This is a genomic window from Pseudomonas sp. GW822-FHT07A10, from assembly GCF_058798795.1.
In genome coordinates this window covers 238,632-254,344 of the sequence record NZ_JBXAKV010000005.1, presented here as the reverse complement: position 1 = coordinate 254,344, position 15,713 = coordinate 238,632, and the positions used below count along the sequence as shown (strand labels likewise).

At 61.5% G+C, this 15,713-nt stretch carries 10 protein-coding genes; 1 reads left to right on the top strand and 9 read right to left on the bottom strand.

The annotated features are described in order from the left end of the window. Positions 1-33 precede the first annotated feature (33 nt). The 4 genes from AC1RL4_RS11310 to gabT form a co-directional block, all read right to left on the bottom strand. On the bottom strand, positions 34-807 hold the full coding sequence (locus AC1RL4_RS11310) for a DUF4198 domain-containing protein (protein ID WP_230172667.1): 774 nt from the start codon (positions 805-807) through the stop codon (positions 34-36). Positions 808-1,130: 323 nt separating this feature from the next. Further along, the gene (locus tag AC1RL4_RS11305; RefSeq protein WP_003174918.1) at positions 1,131-1,619 is read right to left on the bottom strand and encodes an Lrp/AsnC family transcriptional regulator; all 489 of its coding nucleotides are present in this window, start codon (positions 1,617-1,619) and stop codon (positions 1,131-1,133) included. A gap of 45 nt (positions 1,620-1,664) precedes the next feature. After that, positions 1,665-2,321: an HAD family hydrolase gene (locus AC1RL4_RS11300; protein WP_028940558.1), complete on the bottom strand. Its 657-nt coding sequence runs from the start codon at positions 2,319-2,321 to the stop codon at positions 1,665-1,667. A 96-nt stretch (positions 2,322-2,417) separates the two neighbouring features. Continuing rightward, complete coding sequence (gabT, locus tag AC1RL4_RS11295) at positions 2,418-3,710, bottom strand: 4-aminobutyrate--2-oxoglutarate transaminase (RefSeq protein WP_064618001.1); 1,293 nt, start codon at positions 3,708-3,710, stop codon at positions 2,418-2,420. Positions 3,711-3,982: 272 nt separating this feature from the next. Between gabT and AC1RL4_RS11290 the strand changes: the two genes are divergently transcribed. Beyond that, positions 3,983-4,909, top strand: coding sequence for a 2-hydroxyacid dehydrogenase (locus tag AC1RL4_RS11290; RefSeq protein WP_019579004.1), 927 nt, complete (start codon positions 3,983-3,985; stop codon positions 4,907-4,909). 257 nt (positions 4,910-5,166) lie between these two features. Here the strand turns inward: AC1RL4_RS11290 and AC1RL4_RS11285 are convergent, their stop codons facing one another. The 5 genes from AC1RL4_RS11285 to eprS all read right to left on the bottom strand — a co-directional run bounded on the left by AC1RL4_RS11285 (position 5,167) and on the right by eprS (position 15,713). Further along, complete coding sequence (locus AC1RL4_RS11285; protein WP_230172665.1) at positions 5,167-5,532, bottom strand: hypothetical protein; 366 nt, start codon at positions 5,530-5,532, stop codon at positions 5,167-5,169. A 258-nt stretch (positions 5,533-5,790) separates the two neighbouring features. Next, entirely contained in the window at positions 5,791-7,644 is a 1,854-nt protein-coding gene (locus AC1RL4_RS11280) for a polyurethane esterase (protein ID WP_230172664.1), read from the bottom strand. A gap of 104 nt (positions 7,645-7,748) precedes the next feature. After that, positions 7,749-9,437 carry a polyurethane esterase gene (locus AC1RL4_RS11275; protein ID WP_230172663.1) on the bottom strand — a complete coding sequence of 563 codons (1,689 nt, stop codon included), beginning with the start codon at positions 9,435-9,437 and terminating at the stop codon, positions 7,749-7,751. Between the two features lie 23 nt (positions 9,438-9,460). After that, the gene (locus AC1RL4_RS11270; protein ID WP_028940552.1) at positions 9,461-12,508 is read right to left on the bottom strand and encodes an autotransporter serine protease; all 3,048 of its coding nucleotides are present in this window, start codon (positions 12,506-12,508) and stop codon (positions 9,461-9,463) included. A gap of 247 nt (positions 12,509-12,755) precedes the next feature. Then, positions 12,756-15,713 carry an autotransporter serine peptidase EprS gene (eprS, locus tag AC1RL4_RS11265; RefSeq protein ID WP_230172710.1) on the bottom strand — a complete coding sequence of 986 codons (2,958 nt, stop codon included), beginning with the start codon at positions 15,711-15,713 and terminating at the stop codon, positions 12,756-12,758.

Sequence of the window (15,713 nt, the reverse complement as noted above, 5' to 3'; positions counted from 1 at the left end):
CACTCATGTCTTGGTCAGTGGACTACCGCTGGCTCAGCCCTGTTTCTTCAGCCTGGCAACTTCCGATGCCGGCAGCTGCGACGGCGCCCGCGGCAAGGGTACCTGACCTTCCTTTCGATAGAACGACAGTGTTGAACTGAAGCTCTTCACGTCATAGGGCTCAGCCTGACCCTGAGGATTGGTGCGCTGCCCGGCGGTGTGATCCTTGTATTCGACGGCCACCACATAGGTGCCCTGCCAGGGCAGTTCGAAACTGACCTTGCCAGCCGCGTCGGTGCGCTGGGTGAACACTTCCCCGGAGCCGGTTTCCAGCACTACGTCCTGATTGACCAGGGGCTTGTGCGCATAAAACACCTGGAACTGCGCCTTGCCCGCATCGGCGACGCCGGTGGGCACGATGTCCAGGGTCAATTCCGGGGTGCGGGCGCGCAGATCGCCGACCCAACGGGTGGCGGGCGTCCAGTAAGCCTTGAGGGTTTTATCGCCTTCGTGGAGGTCGAAGATCGGGTAGTGCCCATCCTCGGCCAGCAGCGAATCATCCGCGTTGGCTTGATGCGCCACCGCAAACGCCTGGCGCTGCAAGGTCAGGCGCAACGGCTGGGACCTGTCGCTGATCGACCAGCCCTTGAGTTGCCTGAACCGGTCCATCCCACCCGGAGTGACTTCCAGCATGTTCTTGTCATATTCCCCGTAGTACAACGCCAGGGGTTGCCCCGGTGGCTGCTCGTACCAGATTTGATGCGCCTCGCTGCTGCTTGCCAGCATGAAGACGCCGTAACCCAACAGTGCTTTTTTTGCGTGGCTCATTCGCATTTTTTTGCGCTCCGATTGGTGTTGTTCCACGGATCGTTGCAGCCCTGCAACGACCTGCCCCCTCTCTGAACGCATTACAACGCAGGCAATTTTAGGCTTTGTTCCGAATTCATCGCCCGTAACGCAAACGAAGACTGTTTTCGCCGCCTAAACAGCGATTTATGCGGACTGCGCCAGCATGAAGCGCATTAAGCGGTTGTGCGGCTCGAATGTCCGATCCAGGTGCATGAGAAACCTGTGGGAGCGGTGTCAGCCCGTCGCGCGCCTCTTATGAAGGCGCGGCAGGCTGCAAGGGAATGGGGTACGCGGAGTCAGCTTCAGTGGCGCAATAATTTGCGCAGCGGCACGCCGTCCTTGAGCACGGGTGACTTGATGACGATGTAGCTGAAGTATTTGGAGATGCCGATGTTCTTGTCCAACAGGCTTTCGACCACTTCCTGATAATGCTGAATGCTGCGGGTCATGAAGCGCACCAGGTAATCGTAGCCGCCGCTGATCAGGTGGCATTCGAGCACTTCGTCGACCAGACGGATATTGGACTCGAACTTGGCGAAGTCCTCGCGCTTGTGGTCGCTCAAGGTGATTTCGGTGAACACCGTGACCGAGTCGGTGATCTTGGCCAGGTTCAGGTGAGCCTTGTAGCTGGAAATATACCCGGCCGACTCCAGCCGCTTGACCCGTTGCAGGCAGGGGCTGGCCGACAGGCCCACGGCATCCGCCAGGCTGACGTTGGTCATACGCCCGTCCTTTTGCAGCTCAACCAGGATGCTGATGTCGATTCGGTCCAGTTTTACTAAACCTTCCATTGCGTACCTCTTGACTGCCGTTTGTAAGACAATCTTCTAGCAAAATCAGCGCCGTAAAGACAGCTGATGCTGAGCCACCAGATCCGCCATGCTGTTGATGCAGTAATCCGCCGCGCACGGCGACGGGTGTCTGGCCCGGCCGCGACAGATCAGGCAGACTGCGCCCGCCCCCGGTTGTCGGGCACCAGGCCGGGTTACCTGGAGGATGGCGTTGGCATCAAGGTCATTGGCCGCCAGCCAGTCATGATCCTGCAATGGGTCGCTTGCCAGGGATATAAAATCGTCGGGCATGATCCCCAGGCGTTCACACAGCAGGCCGCGATCTTCGGCGTCACGGTCGCCATGCACCAACAGGCGATAGAATTTGCGCAAGTACAGCATGGCGCCGGGTGCATCCTCGAACAACGACCAGCCGACGACGGACCGGGCGAAGCTCATGCCCTCCTCCCAACTGGCTTTCAACTCCCAGCGCTCGGCCAATTGACGGTGGGCGAAACACAGCAAACCACTGAAGCCCAACTCGCCGAAACGCGGGTACAGCGCCTGCACTACCGCGCTGAATTCAGCCAGCACTTGTGCCTTGTCCGGATGTCCGCCACGACTGTCGAGCAACGGCTGCAACGCCGCCCAGACTCCGGAATCGCGATCCACCAGCACTTCATCGCAATCGATCAGCAACGCTCGATAATCAGTCAGCCCCATGGTGTGTAAAGCCTCCGATGATGCATTCCATCAATCCATGCTCCATAAATGCTCACGGGCGATGCCATGTGGCAGCGCCCGTGAGCTGGCGTGAGCTCAGTTCAAGACTCGTGCCAGTGCCGCGTCGAGAATCTGCAACGCTTCATCGATCTGTGCTTCGCTGGTCACCAGCGGTGCGAGGAAGCGCAACACGTTGCGTTGCACGCCGCACTTGATTACCAACAGGCCACCGGCCCGGGCTTCGTCGATCAGTCGTTGGTTGAGGTCGGCATCCGCGGTCCGTGCCTCGTCATCCTTGATCAGCTCGATCGCCAGCATGAAGCCGCTGCCGCGCACGTCGCCGATCCGCGGGTAACGGGCCTGCAAGCGCAACAGTCCCTGACGCAGACGCTCGCCCAACGCTTCGCCACGGGCCAGCAACTGCTCTTGCTCGTAGGCTTCGATCACCGCCAGCGCCGCCGCGCACGACAGCGCGTTACCGCCGTAAGTACCGCCGAGGCCGCCGGGCAACGGCGCGTCCATGATCTCGGCTTTGCCGACCACACCGGACAGCGGCAAACCGCCAGCCAGGCTCTTGGCCACGGTGACCAGATCCGGCTGAATCCCGGCGTGCTGGAAACCGAACCATTTGCCGGTACGCCCGAAACCGGTCTGGATCTCATCGAGGATCAGCACGATGCCGTGCTTTTCAGTCAGCGCGCGCAGGGCCTGAAGAAACTCCGCCGGTGCCGCAAGGAAACCGCCATCGCCCTGCACCGGTTCGATGATGATCGCCGCGACCCGCTCAGGCGCCACTTGGGTCGCCAACAACTCGTCCAGCGCCTTGAGCGCCATGTCGCTGGTGACACCGCGATAGGCATTCGGATACGGGGTGTGGAAGACCTCCGGTGCGAACGGCCCGAAGTTCTGTTTATATGGCTGGCTCATGCCGGTCAGCGTGGTGCCGAGCAAGGTCCGGCCATGGAACCCACCACGAAAGGCGATCACCGCCGAGCGGTTGGTGTGGGCGCGGGCAATCTTCACCGCGTTTTCCACCGCTTCGGCGCCGGAGGTGAAGAACGCTGCTTTATAAGCGTCCTGGCCGCCGATCATTTCGCACAGGCGCTGGGCCAGGTCGAGATAAGGCTTGTAAGCCACCACCTGGAAGCAGGCGTGGGAGACTTTCTGCAACTGCGCCTGCACCGCCGCGACCACCTTTGGGTGATTGTGACCGATGTTAAGCACACCGATACCGCCGACAAAGTCCAGGTAGCGCTTGCCGTCCACGTCCCACAATTCTGAACCCAGGGCCCGATCGATCACCAACGGATGCGCGGTAACCAGGCCACGTGGCACGAATTGATCGCGCTGACGGAGCAAATGAGGGGTTTCGTCGACTTTGCTATTCATGGCATTTCCCATCGTGAGTCCGGCAACCGGGAAGTGGTTGCGATGGTGTTCAGGTTAAGGCTTGCGCGAAACGAACTACGCCGAACTTGCCCCCTGAGAAATTCGGATCGACTGTTTTCACCCCGCCAAACGGCAGATTCCTTCAGCCCGCCGAATCTGCCGATGCCGGGTCGATACAAGATCACACAACCCGTTAAAGCCGCTGCTTTCGACAGATCCTGCGCTGGTATTGCGCGATGATGGACAGCCCCTTCACCTTTCAGGAAATGCCCATGGCCCTACTGTATAAAGCTGACCCTGTGCGCGGCGAACAGTGGAAAGCGCTGTTTGCCGAACACGCCCCGGATATCGAATGGCGCGCCTGGCCGGACATCGGCGACCCGAAGGACATTCAATACCTGGCCGCATGGCAGGCACCTGACGATCTCGACGTTGTGCTGCCGAATCTGCAAGTGCTGTTTGCCCTGTCCGCCGGCGTCGATCAACTCGACCTCGGACGCCTGCCAGCGAGCTTGCCAGTGGTGCGCCTGCTGGATCCGGGCATCACCCGTGGCATGTGCGAATACGCGACTTTTGCCGTACTCAGCCTGCACCGCGACATGCTGCGCTATCGCCAGCAACAAATAGCCCGCTGCTGGCAGGCGCACTTGCTGCAACCGGCGGCCAAACGTCGGGTCGGGGTCATGGGGCTCGGCGCCCAGGCGCAGCAGATTCTGGCAACCTTACAACCGCTGGGCTTTGCCTTGTCTGGCTGGGCGCGCAGTGCCCATCACATTCCGGGGATCGATTGCTATGCCGGCAACGCGCAACTGCCGGCGTTCCTCAGCCAGTGCGACATTCTGTTGTGTGTATTGCCGCTGACCGAACAGACCCAGGGCATTCTTGATCGCAACCTGTTTGAGCAACTGCCCAAGGGCGCGGCGCTGATCAACATGGGCCGTGGTGGGCATTTGATAGAAGAAGATCTGCTGGAAGCGCTGGGCAGCGGGCATTTGAGCGGCGCGGTACTTGATGTGCTGCTGCAGGAACCGGCACCGGCGGATCATCCGTTCTGGCACCACCCGCAGATTCTGCTGACGCCACACATCGCCGCGATGACCCAGCCGGAAAGCGCGTTCGGGGTGTTGCTGGAGAACATCCGTCGGCATCAACGGGGTGAGCCGATGCTCGGCGAGATCGATCGCGCGCAGGGTTATTGAGCGCCGATGCAGTAACGGGCGCTCAGGGGCTAATGCCGGTCAGTTCAGCCGCAACGTACTCTTTGTGCGTTCGCCGTAGCAGCTGTCGAGCTTGCGAGGCTGCGTTCGGCTGCAGAGCAGTCGTAAACCAGACATTGCGGTGCATCAGGCAGACCGCGTTAGCCGGATTCACGACTGCTTCGCAGCCGAACGCAGCCTCGCAAGCTCGACAGCTGCTACAGATCGCATTACGGCTAAATTGTCCGGCATTAATAGGTTTAGTGGGTTCCTGGAATACTGTTATCACAGGAAATGTATTGCCCGCCACGCCGGATCAGTTGTTCCTGCATGCGCTGGCAGCGTTCCAGTTCCTGCTGCATCGAACGGTCGATGCTGATGTTGCCGGTCTTCTCCGGTTGTTTGCCGTCACCCAGGCGCAAGGTTACCCAGGGCTGTTCCGGCTGGAGCTGGAAGCGGCTTTTTTCTTCGACGGGCTTGGCGGTTTCGGTAGCTGCCGGTTTCGGCAACTGATCGGAAGTGACCCCGTAACGGGTCAGAATCGAGCTCTGAGGCAGTTCTGCGGCGGCGGCTGCCGATAACAAGGCCAGCGCCAGACCGAAGGTATACCTCTTGCTGTTACTCACGTTACTAAATCTCCTGTACTCAATAGCGGCATGCAGCACCGACGTCATAGGAATAACGCGTGTACGGGCTGAAGCTTTAGTGCCAGTTCCTGTTGGTGCAGGTATTGGAGTCCGGGAGTGGCCAGTGAGTCACGGGGACAGGCAGGATTACCGCGTTATCGTTCATCGCGGGCAAGCTTCGCTCCTGCATTGGAATGTATTTCCCCTGTAGGCGCGAAGCTTGCTCGTGAAGAGGCCCTTACCGGCGCCCCATTACCTTCAGGCGATCACAATCGCGCTACTGGACAAACTGTCCAGCCCAACGCCTACCAGGGTCACCGAATCACTGCCAAACGTCAGCAGCGTATCCTGCCCCACCGCCGTGGCATGGGCGCGGAAGTCGTCGTTTGGCGCAACGCCCTGAACCCCGAGGAACACCAGTTTGTCGTTGGCCTGATAACCCACCACCCGGTCCTGGCCAAACGCGCCGCTGAACAGGAAAGTATCAATCCCGCCGCCCGACTCGATCAGGTCATTACCCGCCCCGCCGACAAACACATCGTTGCCGGAGCTGCCGATCAAGTGGTCGTTGCCGTCCAGGCCAAACAACCAGTCGCCCGTGGCGTGCGCCTTGAGGGTGTCGGCGCCGGTGGTGCCCTTCACGCTGGAGGCGTACTGCGTAACGTTGTTGCCAGCAGTGAGACCATTGGCGGTGACGCTGTGGGTCACGTCATCCTTGAACAGGCCCCAGAGAAACCCCGGCTCCTTGGTAACGATGCTGCCGATGTCGCGGGTGATGCTGATGCCGCCATTGGCGTCGCGCACGTACAGGTTGCCGGCACCGTCATTGGCGAAGACGAAATTCTTCACCGACTGTTGCAGGTCCAGCACGTTGCTGCCCTTGCCGCCCAACAGAATGTTGTAGCCACCGCCGTCGCGGAAGGTGTCGTTACCGTCGCGGCCTTCGATGTAGTCGTTGCCCTTGCCGCCCTGGATCAGGTCATTGCCGTCGCTGCCGATGATGAAGGTGCTGCCTTTGTGGGTTTCGGCGTTGCGGTTCAAGTCCTGGACCCAGGTGTTGGCTCGCGCCGGGTCCGAGAGGTTGGCGACGATGATCGTCGAATCCTTGCTGGTCAGGTCGTAGAACTTGGACTCCAGCACCCGGGTCATGCCGTCGCCGTAACCGGTGGGTAAGTGCGAGATCCAGGTAGGAATGTTAAGGATGGAATACGGCAACACATTCCATGCCGTCGAGGCGTAGTGGTCGTTGAAGCTGACGATGTTATCGGTCGCTGAATCCTTGGGAGCATCGTGCACGCCCACCGAAGCCAGGTTGAACGACGAGCCATCGAGCGCGCGGAACACCGGGTCGTTTTCATAACCGATGTTCAGCACTTTGTCGCTGCTGCTTTGGGTCGGCGAGGCGTAGGCGATGTAGTTGGAATCCTGGTAGAACCCGGACCACTTTTCGCTGCTCAAGTCCGCCAGGCTGTTGACCGCCAACCCGCCGAGACTGTGGCCGCTGACCAGCACGTCCTTGCCCGCAAGGCCATTGGCCTGGGCAAACGCCGCGACTTTGCCAAGCAAATTGCCGAAGGCTTCGCCCGCATAGTTTTTCGCGTAATCCTTGGGGCCGATCGCCGCCAGCAAATCGTTGATCACATCACCGATGGAATCGCCGATCTGGATTTCCCTTGGGCCGCTGGTGCCGCGAAAGGCGATGCCGATTTCCGTGAGATGGCCCTGGGCGTCGTACTTGCCGAGAATCTCCACTTGGGCGCTGGTGTAACCGGCCTTCTCGCCGAAGAAGGTTCCGCGAGCGTCGGTCTTGCCGTCATAGCCCAGTTGCGCGGCGGTGATTGGTGTCCAGCCGGCCTTTTGCACGGCTTCGAGTGCGGCCTTTTCCGAATCGGGGTTCCAGGGAATACCGGGGATGACGCCCTGGGAATCGGTGCCGCCGATCAGCGCGGTCACCAGGGTTGCCGGCAAGCCCAGGCCGAAGCCGTTTTGCTGGTACCCGGTGGCGAAACCGTTGTCGAGGTTGTGATAGGAATACAGCGTGATCGCCATGGCATCGCTGAACAACGCCTTGGAGTCTGCTGTGCCGAAGTTTTTGTAGTCATACACACCCATTGGTATTGCCTCTCTTTGTTGGATTTATCAGAGACAGCTACAGCCGGGACGCCCCGCTATGGGGCGCCCCAGTGTCTTTAGTGCAATGCTTTCATTCGGTTTTTTCAGGCAAATACAAATCCCGAAGCCGACAGGTTATCCAGTCCTACCCCCACCAGCGTCACGGCGTAATCGCCAATCTTCAGCACCGTGTCGTTGCCGGCCTGTGAAGCGTGCTGGGTGTAGTCATAGCCCTGCCCCGCGCCCTGGACGCCCATGAACACCAGTTTGTCGCTGCCCTGATAGCCATTGATCGCGTCAAAGCCGAAGGCGCCGCTGAACAGAAAGGTGTTGCCGCCACCCGAGGCATGCATCACGTCATTGCCCGCGCCACCGACGAAGGTCACGTGGCTTTTGTCGCTGCGCAGCAGGTCGTCGCCGGCGTTGCCGAACAGCCAGTCACCGTCGACGCTGGCCACCAGCGTGTTGCTGTAGGCATCACCGTTGAGCGAGTGGTTGTAGTGGGTCAGTTCCGTGCCATTGAGCAAGCCATTGGCGGTGACGTTGTAGGTCACCTCCTTGCTGCCCCACCACGAGCCCGATTCCTTGCTCACCAGCGCGCCGATGTCGCGGGTCATGCTGATGCCGGCGTAAGCGTCGCGCACATACAGAGTGCCGTCGCCGTCGTTGGCAAAGCTGAAGTTCTGCAACGGCTTTTGCAGCTCGAAGGTGTTGCTGCCCTTGCCGCCCAGCAGCAGGTTGTAGCCGCCGTCATCGCGGAACCGGTCGTTACCGTCTCGACCTTCGATGAAGTCATTGCCGGTGCCGCCCTTGAGCCAGTCATTACTGTCGGTGCCGATGATGAAGGTGCTGCCGGTGTGGGGCTCGCCGCTGCGGCCCAGGTCCTCGACCCAGGTAGTGCCTCGGGACGACTCCGACAGGTTGGACACGATCAGTGTCGAATCCTTGTCAGTGAGGTCGTAGAAGCGCGAGTCGATCACCCGGTTCAAGCCGTCGGCATAGCCCAACGAGCCATGGGCCGACCAGTTCAGCGGGTTGAGGATGCTGAACGGCACCAGGTTCTGCGCGGTGGACGCGTACTGGTCATTGAAGTTGACGATGTTGTTGGTCGCCGAATCCTGATGACCGTCGTGCTTGCCCAGCGAGCCACTGCTGAAAGTGGTGCCGTCGAGCACGCGAAACACCGGGTCGTTCTCGTAACCGATGTTCAGCACGTTGTTGCCAGTGGCGCTTTGAGTCGGCGAGGCGAAGGCGATGTAGTTGGCGTCCTTGAAGAAACCGCCCCAGTTATTGCCGCTCAACTCCGCCAGGCTGTTGACCCCCAGCCCGCCAAGGCTGTGCCCGCTGACCAGTACGTCCTTGGCGCTCAGGCCGTGGGCGATGGCAAACGCAGCGACATTTTTGAGCAAGGTGTCGAAGGCGTTTTTCGCGTAGTTGCTCGCGTAATCCACCGGTCCGACGGCGGCCAGCAGATTGTTTTTCATGTCGCCGAAGGTGTCGCTGTAGCCCAGGCCGCCGGTGCCACGGAAGGCAATGCCGAGACCGATCAGCTGCCCTGCCCCGTCGTATTTACCGAGGATTTCGGCTTCGGCGCTGGTGAAGCCGTCTTTCTCGCCATAGAAGGTGCCTTGAGGCCCGACCTTGCCCTGATAGCCCAAGGCTGCCGCGCCAATCGGCGCCCAAGCGGTTGCCGGCAACGGCTGGCCGGTGGGCGTGTACGCGTAGAGCGTCAGCGCGATCGCGTCGCTGTACAACGTCTTGCCGTCAGCATTTTTGTAATCAAACAGTCCCATGTTGTGGCTTCCTTTGCGTCAAATCAGAACTGCCAGTCCAGGGTCAGGCCCACACCGTGGTCTTTTTCCCGGGAGCCGAGCAGCCCGTTGTAATCCAGGTTCAAACGGGTATCGCGGCCCAGCGCCAGTCCGGCACGGGCGCCAACCACCGCGGCATCGCGGTCCATCGACACGCTTTGCACGCTGAACGCGGTGTTGCCGTTGACGAAGGCCAGGTGGTCTTCGGAACGGGTGCTGCTCAGGTTGTGCTGCCAGCCGAGCGTGCCGGACAGTTCCAACTGATGCTGGTCGGACAGCGCAATGGCTTTGCTCGCCCGCAGGCCCAGGGTCGAGAGCACTGCATCGCGGTTGTTTTCACCGCCCTTGAGTGCGGCGGCGTCACCTTTTTCGCTGAAGCTGTCGCTGTTCAGGTGCACGTAGGCCAGGTTGACGAATGGCTCCAGTGCCAGCGGTTGCAGGTCCAGGCGATAGGCCGCTTCGGTGAACAGTTGTGCGGTGGTCGCATCGCGTTTGGATTTCTGCTTGCCACTGACGTCACCGAATTGCAGGTCGCGTTTGACGTCGATGCGATGCCAGCTGTAAGCACCGCCGACACTCAGGCGCAGCGCGTCGATTTCATGGCCCAGGTAGGCACCCAAGTGATAGCTGTCGACCTCGGCTTGCGAATGCGTGCCATCGCCCATGCTCAATGAGCTGTCGCTATAACCAGTGACGAAACCCAAGCGCGTATCTTCAGTGATCAAGCCATCGACACCGGCCAGCAGCCCGCCGATGGAGCTGTTGGAACTGGCGTTGTCATGCCCGCCATCGCTCTTGCCCCAGGCGCCGAGCACTTTGAGCCAGGCGTTGCTGCGGTCATCGGTTGGTGCCCCGGCGTCGAACAGATCACGCTCGCGCAGACGTTCGCCGACGGCATCGCGCAGGTAGTGGCTGTCGTTAATCAGCAGCGTGCCGATCGCCGGATGAATCTCGCCAGACAGCTGTTGGAACGCCTGTTGCGCGACAGCGGCGGTCGGCGACAGCAGCAGGGTTTCGTACAGCGGATTGCCTGCGCCCAGTTGCTCGGCGGCAGCGGCCACCGCGCGTTGGTTCGGGGTTTGGCCGGCACTGGTGAACGACGTTGCGTTGCGAACGACGGCCAGTTGAATGCCGCCCGCCGAATAATCGAGAGTGCCGCCGAGGAACAGGTAGTCCGGCACTACCGCACCGAAGCGCCCTTCGATTCCACCGGCCGCTTGCAGAATGTTGTACTGAGTGCCGAGCAGGGTTTTCGCCTCGCCGGTGGTCAACAGCGTCGGGCTGTTTTCCAGCGACAGGCTGACCGTGGCGCCCTCAATGATCGCCTTGCCGCCGGCGATGATCTGGTCGCTGCTGGTGGGCGACAGTTCTACGGCGTAGGTCGAACCAGGTTCGAAGGTCACGTCGCCCGCCACCTGCAAGGTGCCGATGGAGTTGCCGGGGGCCACAGTGCCGCCGCTTTTTGCGGTCAGCGCCGCGATGCTGCCATTACCGCCGAGGATGCCGCTGTCATTGACAGTGACGGCCGACAGCAGCGAACCGTTGATCGCCAATCGGCCCTGATTGACCAGGGTCGGGCCGGTGTAGGTGTTGGCGCCGGTCAGCACCAGCGTGCCGATGCCCTGTTTGGTCAGGCCGCCATGGCCGGAAATGTCGTTGCGCCAATAGTCGAGCCCGCAATGCACGTCATTGCACACACGCTCGGTGGGTTTGCCAGCGTCGATGATCGCGCCAATACCCGGCAAGTCCGCGACAAACTGACTGGAGCCGTAGGCGCCATCGATGCGGAACTCTTCGGGAATGTCCTGCTCGGTGACGAACATCGCCGGGCCATCGATGCCTTTGCGCAGGTTGATCATGCCCCAGCCGTACAGTGCGTCGACGCCGGGTGCGCCGAGGTCGGTGGCGGTGGTGCGCAGCACGCTGGCGACTTGCGCGCCGGTCATGTACGGGAAGCGTTCCATCAACACCGCCACCGAGCCGGCAACATGCGGCGCCGCCATCGAGGTGCCGTTGTAGTTGGCGTAGCCGGTGGTCAGGTCAGCGGCGTTGGTGCCGCTGATGATCGAGCTATAGATGCGGCTGCCCGGTGCCGACACGCAGAAACTCGCGGTGTAGCCGCAGCGCGACGAGAAGGTGCTGATGGTGTAGAGGTCGGGACTGTTGATGTCCGGGTTCTTTTGCAACGCGGCGACGGTCATCCAGTTCGGCGCGATCTGGGGGACGAAGTAACCGAGGCCGGCGATGGCGTCCGGGTTGTTGAGGTTGTAGTCGTTGCCGGCGGCGAAGATCGTGACGATGCCGCTGCGGGCCGCCGCGATGGCGCCGTCGTAGGCACCGCCGGGTTTGGTCCCGAGCAAGGTCTGGATTTCGTTGAATTGCAGTTGCGCGTCTTGCACGGTGAAGTGCGGGTACGCCGGGTCCCGGCCGCCGAGGTCGAAGCGGTCGGTGATGCCGATGCCCCAGCTGTTGTTGATGATCCGCGCGCCGCTGGCGATCAGGGCGTCCCAACCGGCCTTGTACACCGCGCCGTCGTTGCCACGGATGATGCCGTCTTCCGGGCCTGGGTCGCCGTTGTCGGCGCTGATGATTTGCGCACCAAAGGCGACGCCGTGCATCGGCCCGCCATCGCGACTGCCCGCGGCGATCCCGCCAACGTGTGTGCCGTGGGCGCCGAGTTTGCCGTTGGAGCCTACCGAGGGCGAACCGTCATAGAGAAAGGCGTCCCCGGCTTTGACCGGAATGTACGGATCGGTGTATTCACGGATGCCGCTGGTGACCAGGGTTATTACCTTGTTGGCCCCGGAAAACTCCGGGTGCAAGGCGTAGACCGGCTGGTCGAAGATCCCCAGTTTCACCCCTTTGCCGGTGTAACCAGCCGCATAGGCCTCCTGAGCGTTGATCGCCCCCAGCCCCCAATCGGCGTTGAACTCCTCACTGCGCCAACTGTTCGGGTCACCGACCCTGCCGTTTTCCACGTAGGGCGCCGCGTGTGCGGTGCCCAGGGTTGCCAGTGCACAGAGCAAGGCAAGTTTGTTGTACTTGTTATCCATCAAGCTACCGTCCTTAGTTGTGTTGCAAAAATCCTTGGGCCTTCAAAGGCGTGTCTTGTCCTGCTGATACACCACGCATCAACCCGATCTGTAGCAGCTGCCGAGCAGCGCGAGGCTGCGTTCGGCGGCGCAGCCGTCGCAAACCCTGCCTGCAAGGTTTTCCTGACACACCGCGATAGCTGACTTCACGACTGCTTCGCAGCCGAACGCAGCCTCGCGCTGCTCGGCAGCTGCTACAGGCGCACTACTAAAACTGCCAATTGAGACTCAACCCAACTCCATGGCTCTTCTCGCGGCTGGCCAGTTGGCCGGTGTAATCGAGGTTCAACCGAATGTCCCGACTCAAGACCAGGCTGGCATGGGCGCCCACCAGCGCCGCATCACGAACCAGCGGCGAGCTCTCCACCGCGAACGGTGCGCCACCGCTGGCAAACGCCAGGTGTTCTTCGGAATCGGTGTTGCTCAGGTTGTGCTGCCAACCGAGGCTGCCGCTCAGGTCCAGCTGTTGTTGGCCGGACAACGTCAGGGTTTTCAGCGCGCGAACGCCCAGCGTGCCGAGCACCGCGTCACGCCGGTCGCCACTGTTTTTGAGCGCGGCGGCGTCGCCTTTCTCGGTGAAACCCTCGGTGTCGAGGTGCACGTAAGCGAGGTTGGCGAACGGTTCCAAAGCCAGCGGTTGCAGGTTCAGGCGATAGGCCGCTTCACCGAACACCTGAGTGGTCCCGGCATCGACCTTGGCTTTCTGTTTGGCGCTGACGTCGCCGTATTGCAGGTCACGTTTGACGTCGGCCCGATGCCAGCTGTAGGCACCGCCGGTACTCAGGCGCCAGGCACCCATTTCGTGGCCGGCATAGGCGCCCAGGTGATAGCTGTCGACCTGCGCCGATGAATGAGTTCCAGAGCCCATATTGACGGAGCTGTCGCTATAGCCGGCGACCAGGCCGACACGGGTTTCGTCATCCACAGCGCCATCGACACCGGCGAGCAAACCACCAATCGAGGTGGTGTAGCCGGCGGTGTCGTGGCGTTCATCGGTCTTGCCCCAGGCGCCCAAGGCTTTGATCCAGCCATTGCTGCGCGAACCGTTGGCTTCATTGAGACGCTCACCCACCGCATCGCGCAAATAGCGACTGTCATTGATTAACACCGAGCCCAGCGCCGGGTAGATTTCCCCCGACAATTGCCGGAACGCCTGTTGCGCCGAGCTCGCGGTCGGCGACAGCAGCAGGCTTTCGTATACCGCATTGCCCGCGCCAAGCCCTTCCACCGCAGTCGCAACGGAACGCTGATTCTGGGTCTGGCCGACGCTGGTGAAGGTCGTTGCATTACGCTCAAGGCTCAGCTGAATGCCGGTCGCTGCGTAATCGAGACTGCCGCCGATGAACACATAGTTGGGCAGCACCGCACCGAACTGGCCTTGAATTCCGCCCGCCGCTTGCAGGATGTTGTACTGATGCCCCAGCAGGCTTTGCACTTGTTGGGTGCTGAGCAAGGTCGGGCTGTTTTCCAGCGACAGGCTGACGGTGGCGCCGCTGACCGTGGCCACGCCGTTGGCAATAATCTGGTCGCTGCTGCTGGGCGACAGTTCGACGGCATAGGTCGACCCCGGCGCAAACGTCACATCGCCACTGACTTGCAACGTACCGATGGAATTACCGGGCGCCACGGTGCCGCCGGCATTGGCGGTCAAGGCAGCGATCCGTCCGTTACCGCCGAGGGTGCCGCTGGCATTGACCGTCACCGCCGATGTCAGTGAACCGTTCACCGCCAGTAAGCCGCCGTTGACCGTAGTCAGGCCGCGATAAGTGTTGTCGCCAGTGAGCATCAAGCGTCCGGCACCGGACTTGATCAGGCTGCCTTCGTAGACTCGGCTGGCGGCGGCGGAATCTCTGGCCATACCTACCGCATAGTCGGTCTGATCCTGCTGACTGGCGCCGGCCGGGATACTGTTTGCCCAGCCTTTGTCCTGCAACGTCTGTAGCCAGGCGCTGTGTTCGGCGGCGTCTTCGGCCTGGCGCTGAATCAGTGCCTTGTCTGAAATGTCATTGCTCCAGACATCGCTCTGCCCTGCCCCCAGATTGGCGTCGAACGTACCGAGCAATTGCCCCGGCCCGCGCATCGCCCGGTCGAGGTTGGCCACCCCCCAACCGACGCGAGTAGTCGGCGCGTCGGTGATCGAACCGTCGAGCTGGGTCGCGGTGGTCAGCAACACCTCCAGCGCCTGCTGGTTGTTCATGTACGGATAGCGCTCCATCACCAGCGCCAGCGCACCGGTGGCATGCGGCGCGGCCATGGAGGTGCCGGATTTGATCGCGTAACCGCCACCGGGAATGGTGCTGTCGATCTTCGCTCCCGGCGTGGTGATGCACCAATATTTGGCGATCCCGCACTGGTTGTATTTCTGCTGGTTGCCTTGATCCAGCCCCGACACCGCCAGCCAGTGCCCTTCCAGGTCTGGCTGAAAATACGGCAGGGCCGAGCGGACGCTGGCATTTGGGTAACCGCTGTTGCCGGCGCTGAACACGTTGATCACACCACGGCGCGAAACGTCAGCGGCGGCGTCAAGCCAGGTGCCTTGGTTCCAGTGCTGGGCGTAGGCGGCGTGCAGATCGTCGAGGGTCCGGTAGCTGACGTCCGGTGGCTGGCTGCCCCAGCTGTTGTTGATCGCGCGTACCCCGGCATCCGCCAGGGCGTTATAGACCGCTTTGAAGTAGCGCGGGTCGGGGTTGGGACCGAACAGGAAACTGTCGTTCTTGTTGGTGTTGCCGACGTAGATTTGCGCGTTGAACGCCACACCGTGCGTGCCGCTGCCATCCCGGGAAGCGCCCATGGTGCCGGTGACGTGGGTGCCGTGGGAGTCATTGTTGGTGTTGAGCGTGCCGTCGACGTTGAACGCCGAGCCATCGACATAGCTGCCGCTGGCCGTCACTGCGTGATAGCGGTCGGCGGCGAATTCGGGATGGCTGGAATCGAAACCCGAATCCAGCACGCCGATTTTCACGCCCTTGCCGGTGATGCCGGCGGCATAGGCTTGATCGGCCTGCATCCGCCCCAGGCCCCAATCGCGCTGGAACTCCGCCGAACGCCAACTGACCGGGTCACCGAGGGTGCCGGTTTCCAGGTACTGCGCCTGGGCCGAACCCGGCGCTGATGAAATCAAGAGCAGCAGCGTGCCGACCGACATCGGCTTGATCTGTACGTCCAT

Coding starts and splice junctions, on each gene's coding strand:
- gabT (WP_064618001.1), bottom strand. CDS start 3,710: ATGAATAGCAAAGTCGACGAAACCCCTCATTTGCTCCGTCAGCGCGAT.
- eprS (WP_230172710.1), bottom strand. CDS start 15,713: ATGGACGTACAGATCAAGCCGATGTCGGTCGGCACGCTGCTGCTCTTG.
- AC1RL4_RS11300 (WP_028940558.1), bottom strand. CDS start 2,321: ATGGGGCTGACTGATTATCGAGCGTTGCTGATCGATTGCGATGAAGTG.
- AC1RL4_RS11290 (WP_019579004.1), top strand. CDS start 3,983: ATGGCCCTACTGTATAAAGCTGACCCTGTGCGCGGCGAACAGTGGAAA.
- AC1RL4_RS11310 (WP_230172667.1), bottom strand. CDS start 807: ATGAGCCACGCAAAAAAAGCACTGTTGGGTTACGGCGTCTTCATGCTG.
- AC1RL4_RS11270 (WP_028940552.1), bottom strand. CDS start 12,508: ATGGATAACAAGTACAACAAACTTGCCTTGCTCTGTGCACTGGCAACC.
- AC1RL4_RS11275 (WP_230172663.1), bottom strand. CDS start 9,437: ATGGGACTGTTTGATTACAAAAATGCTGACGGCAAGACGTTGTACAGC.
- AC1RL4_RS11305 (WP_003174918.1), bottom strand. CDS start 1,619: ATGGAAGGTTTAGTAAAACTGGACCGAATCGACATCAGCATCCTGGTT.
- AC1RL4_RS11280 (WP_230172664.1), bottom strand. CDS start 7,644: ATGGGTGTGTATGACTACAAAAACTTCGGCACAGCAGACTCCAAGGCG.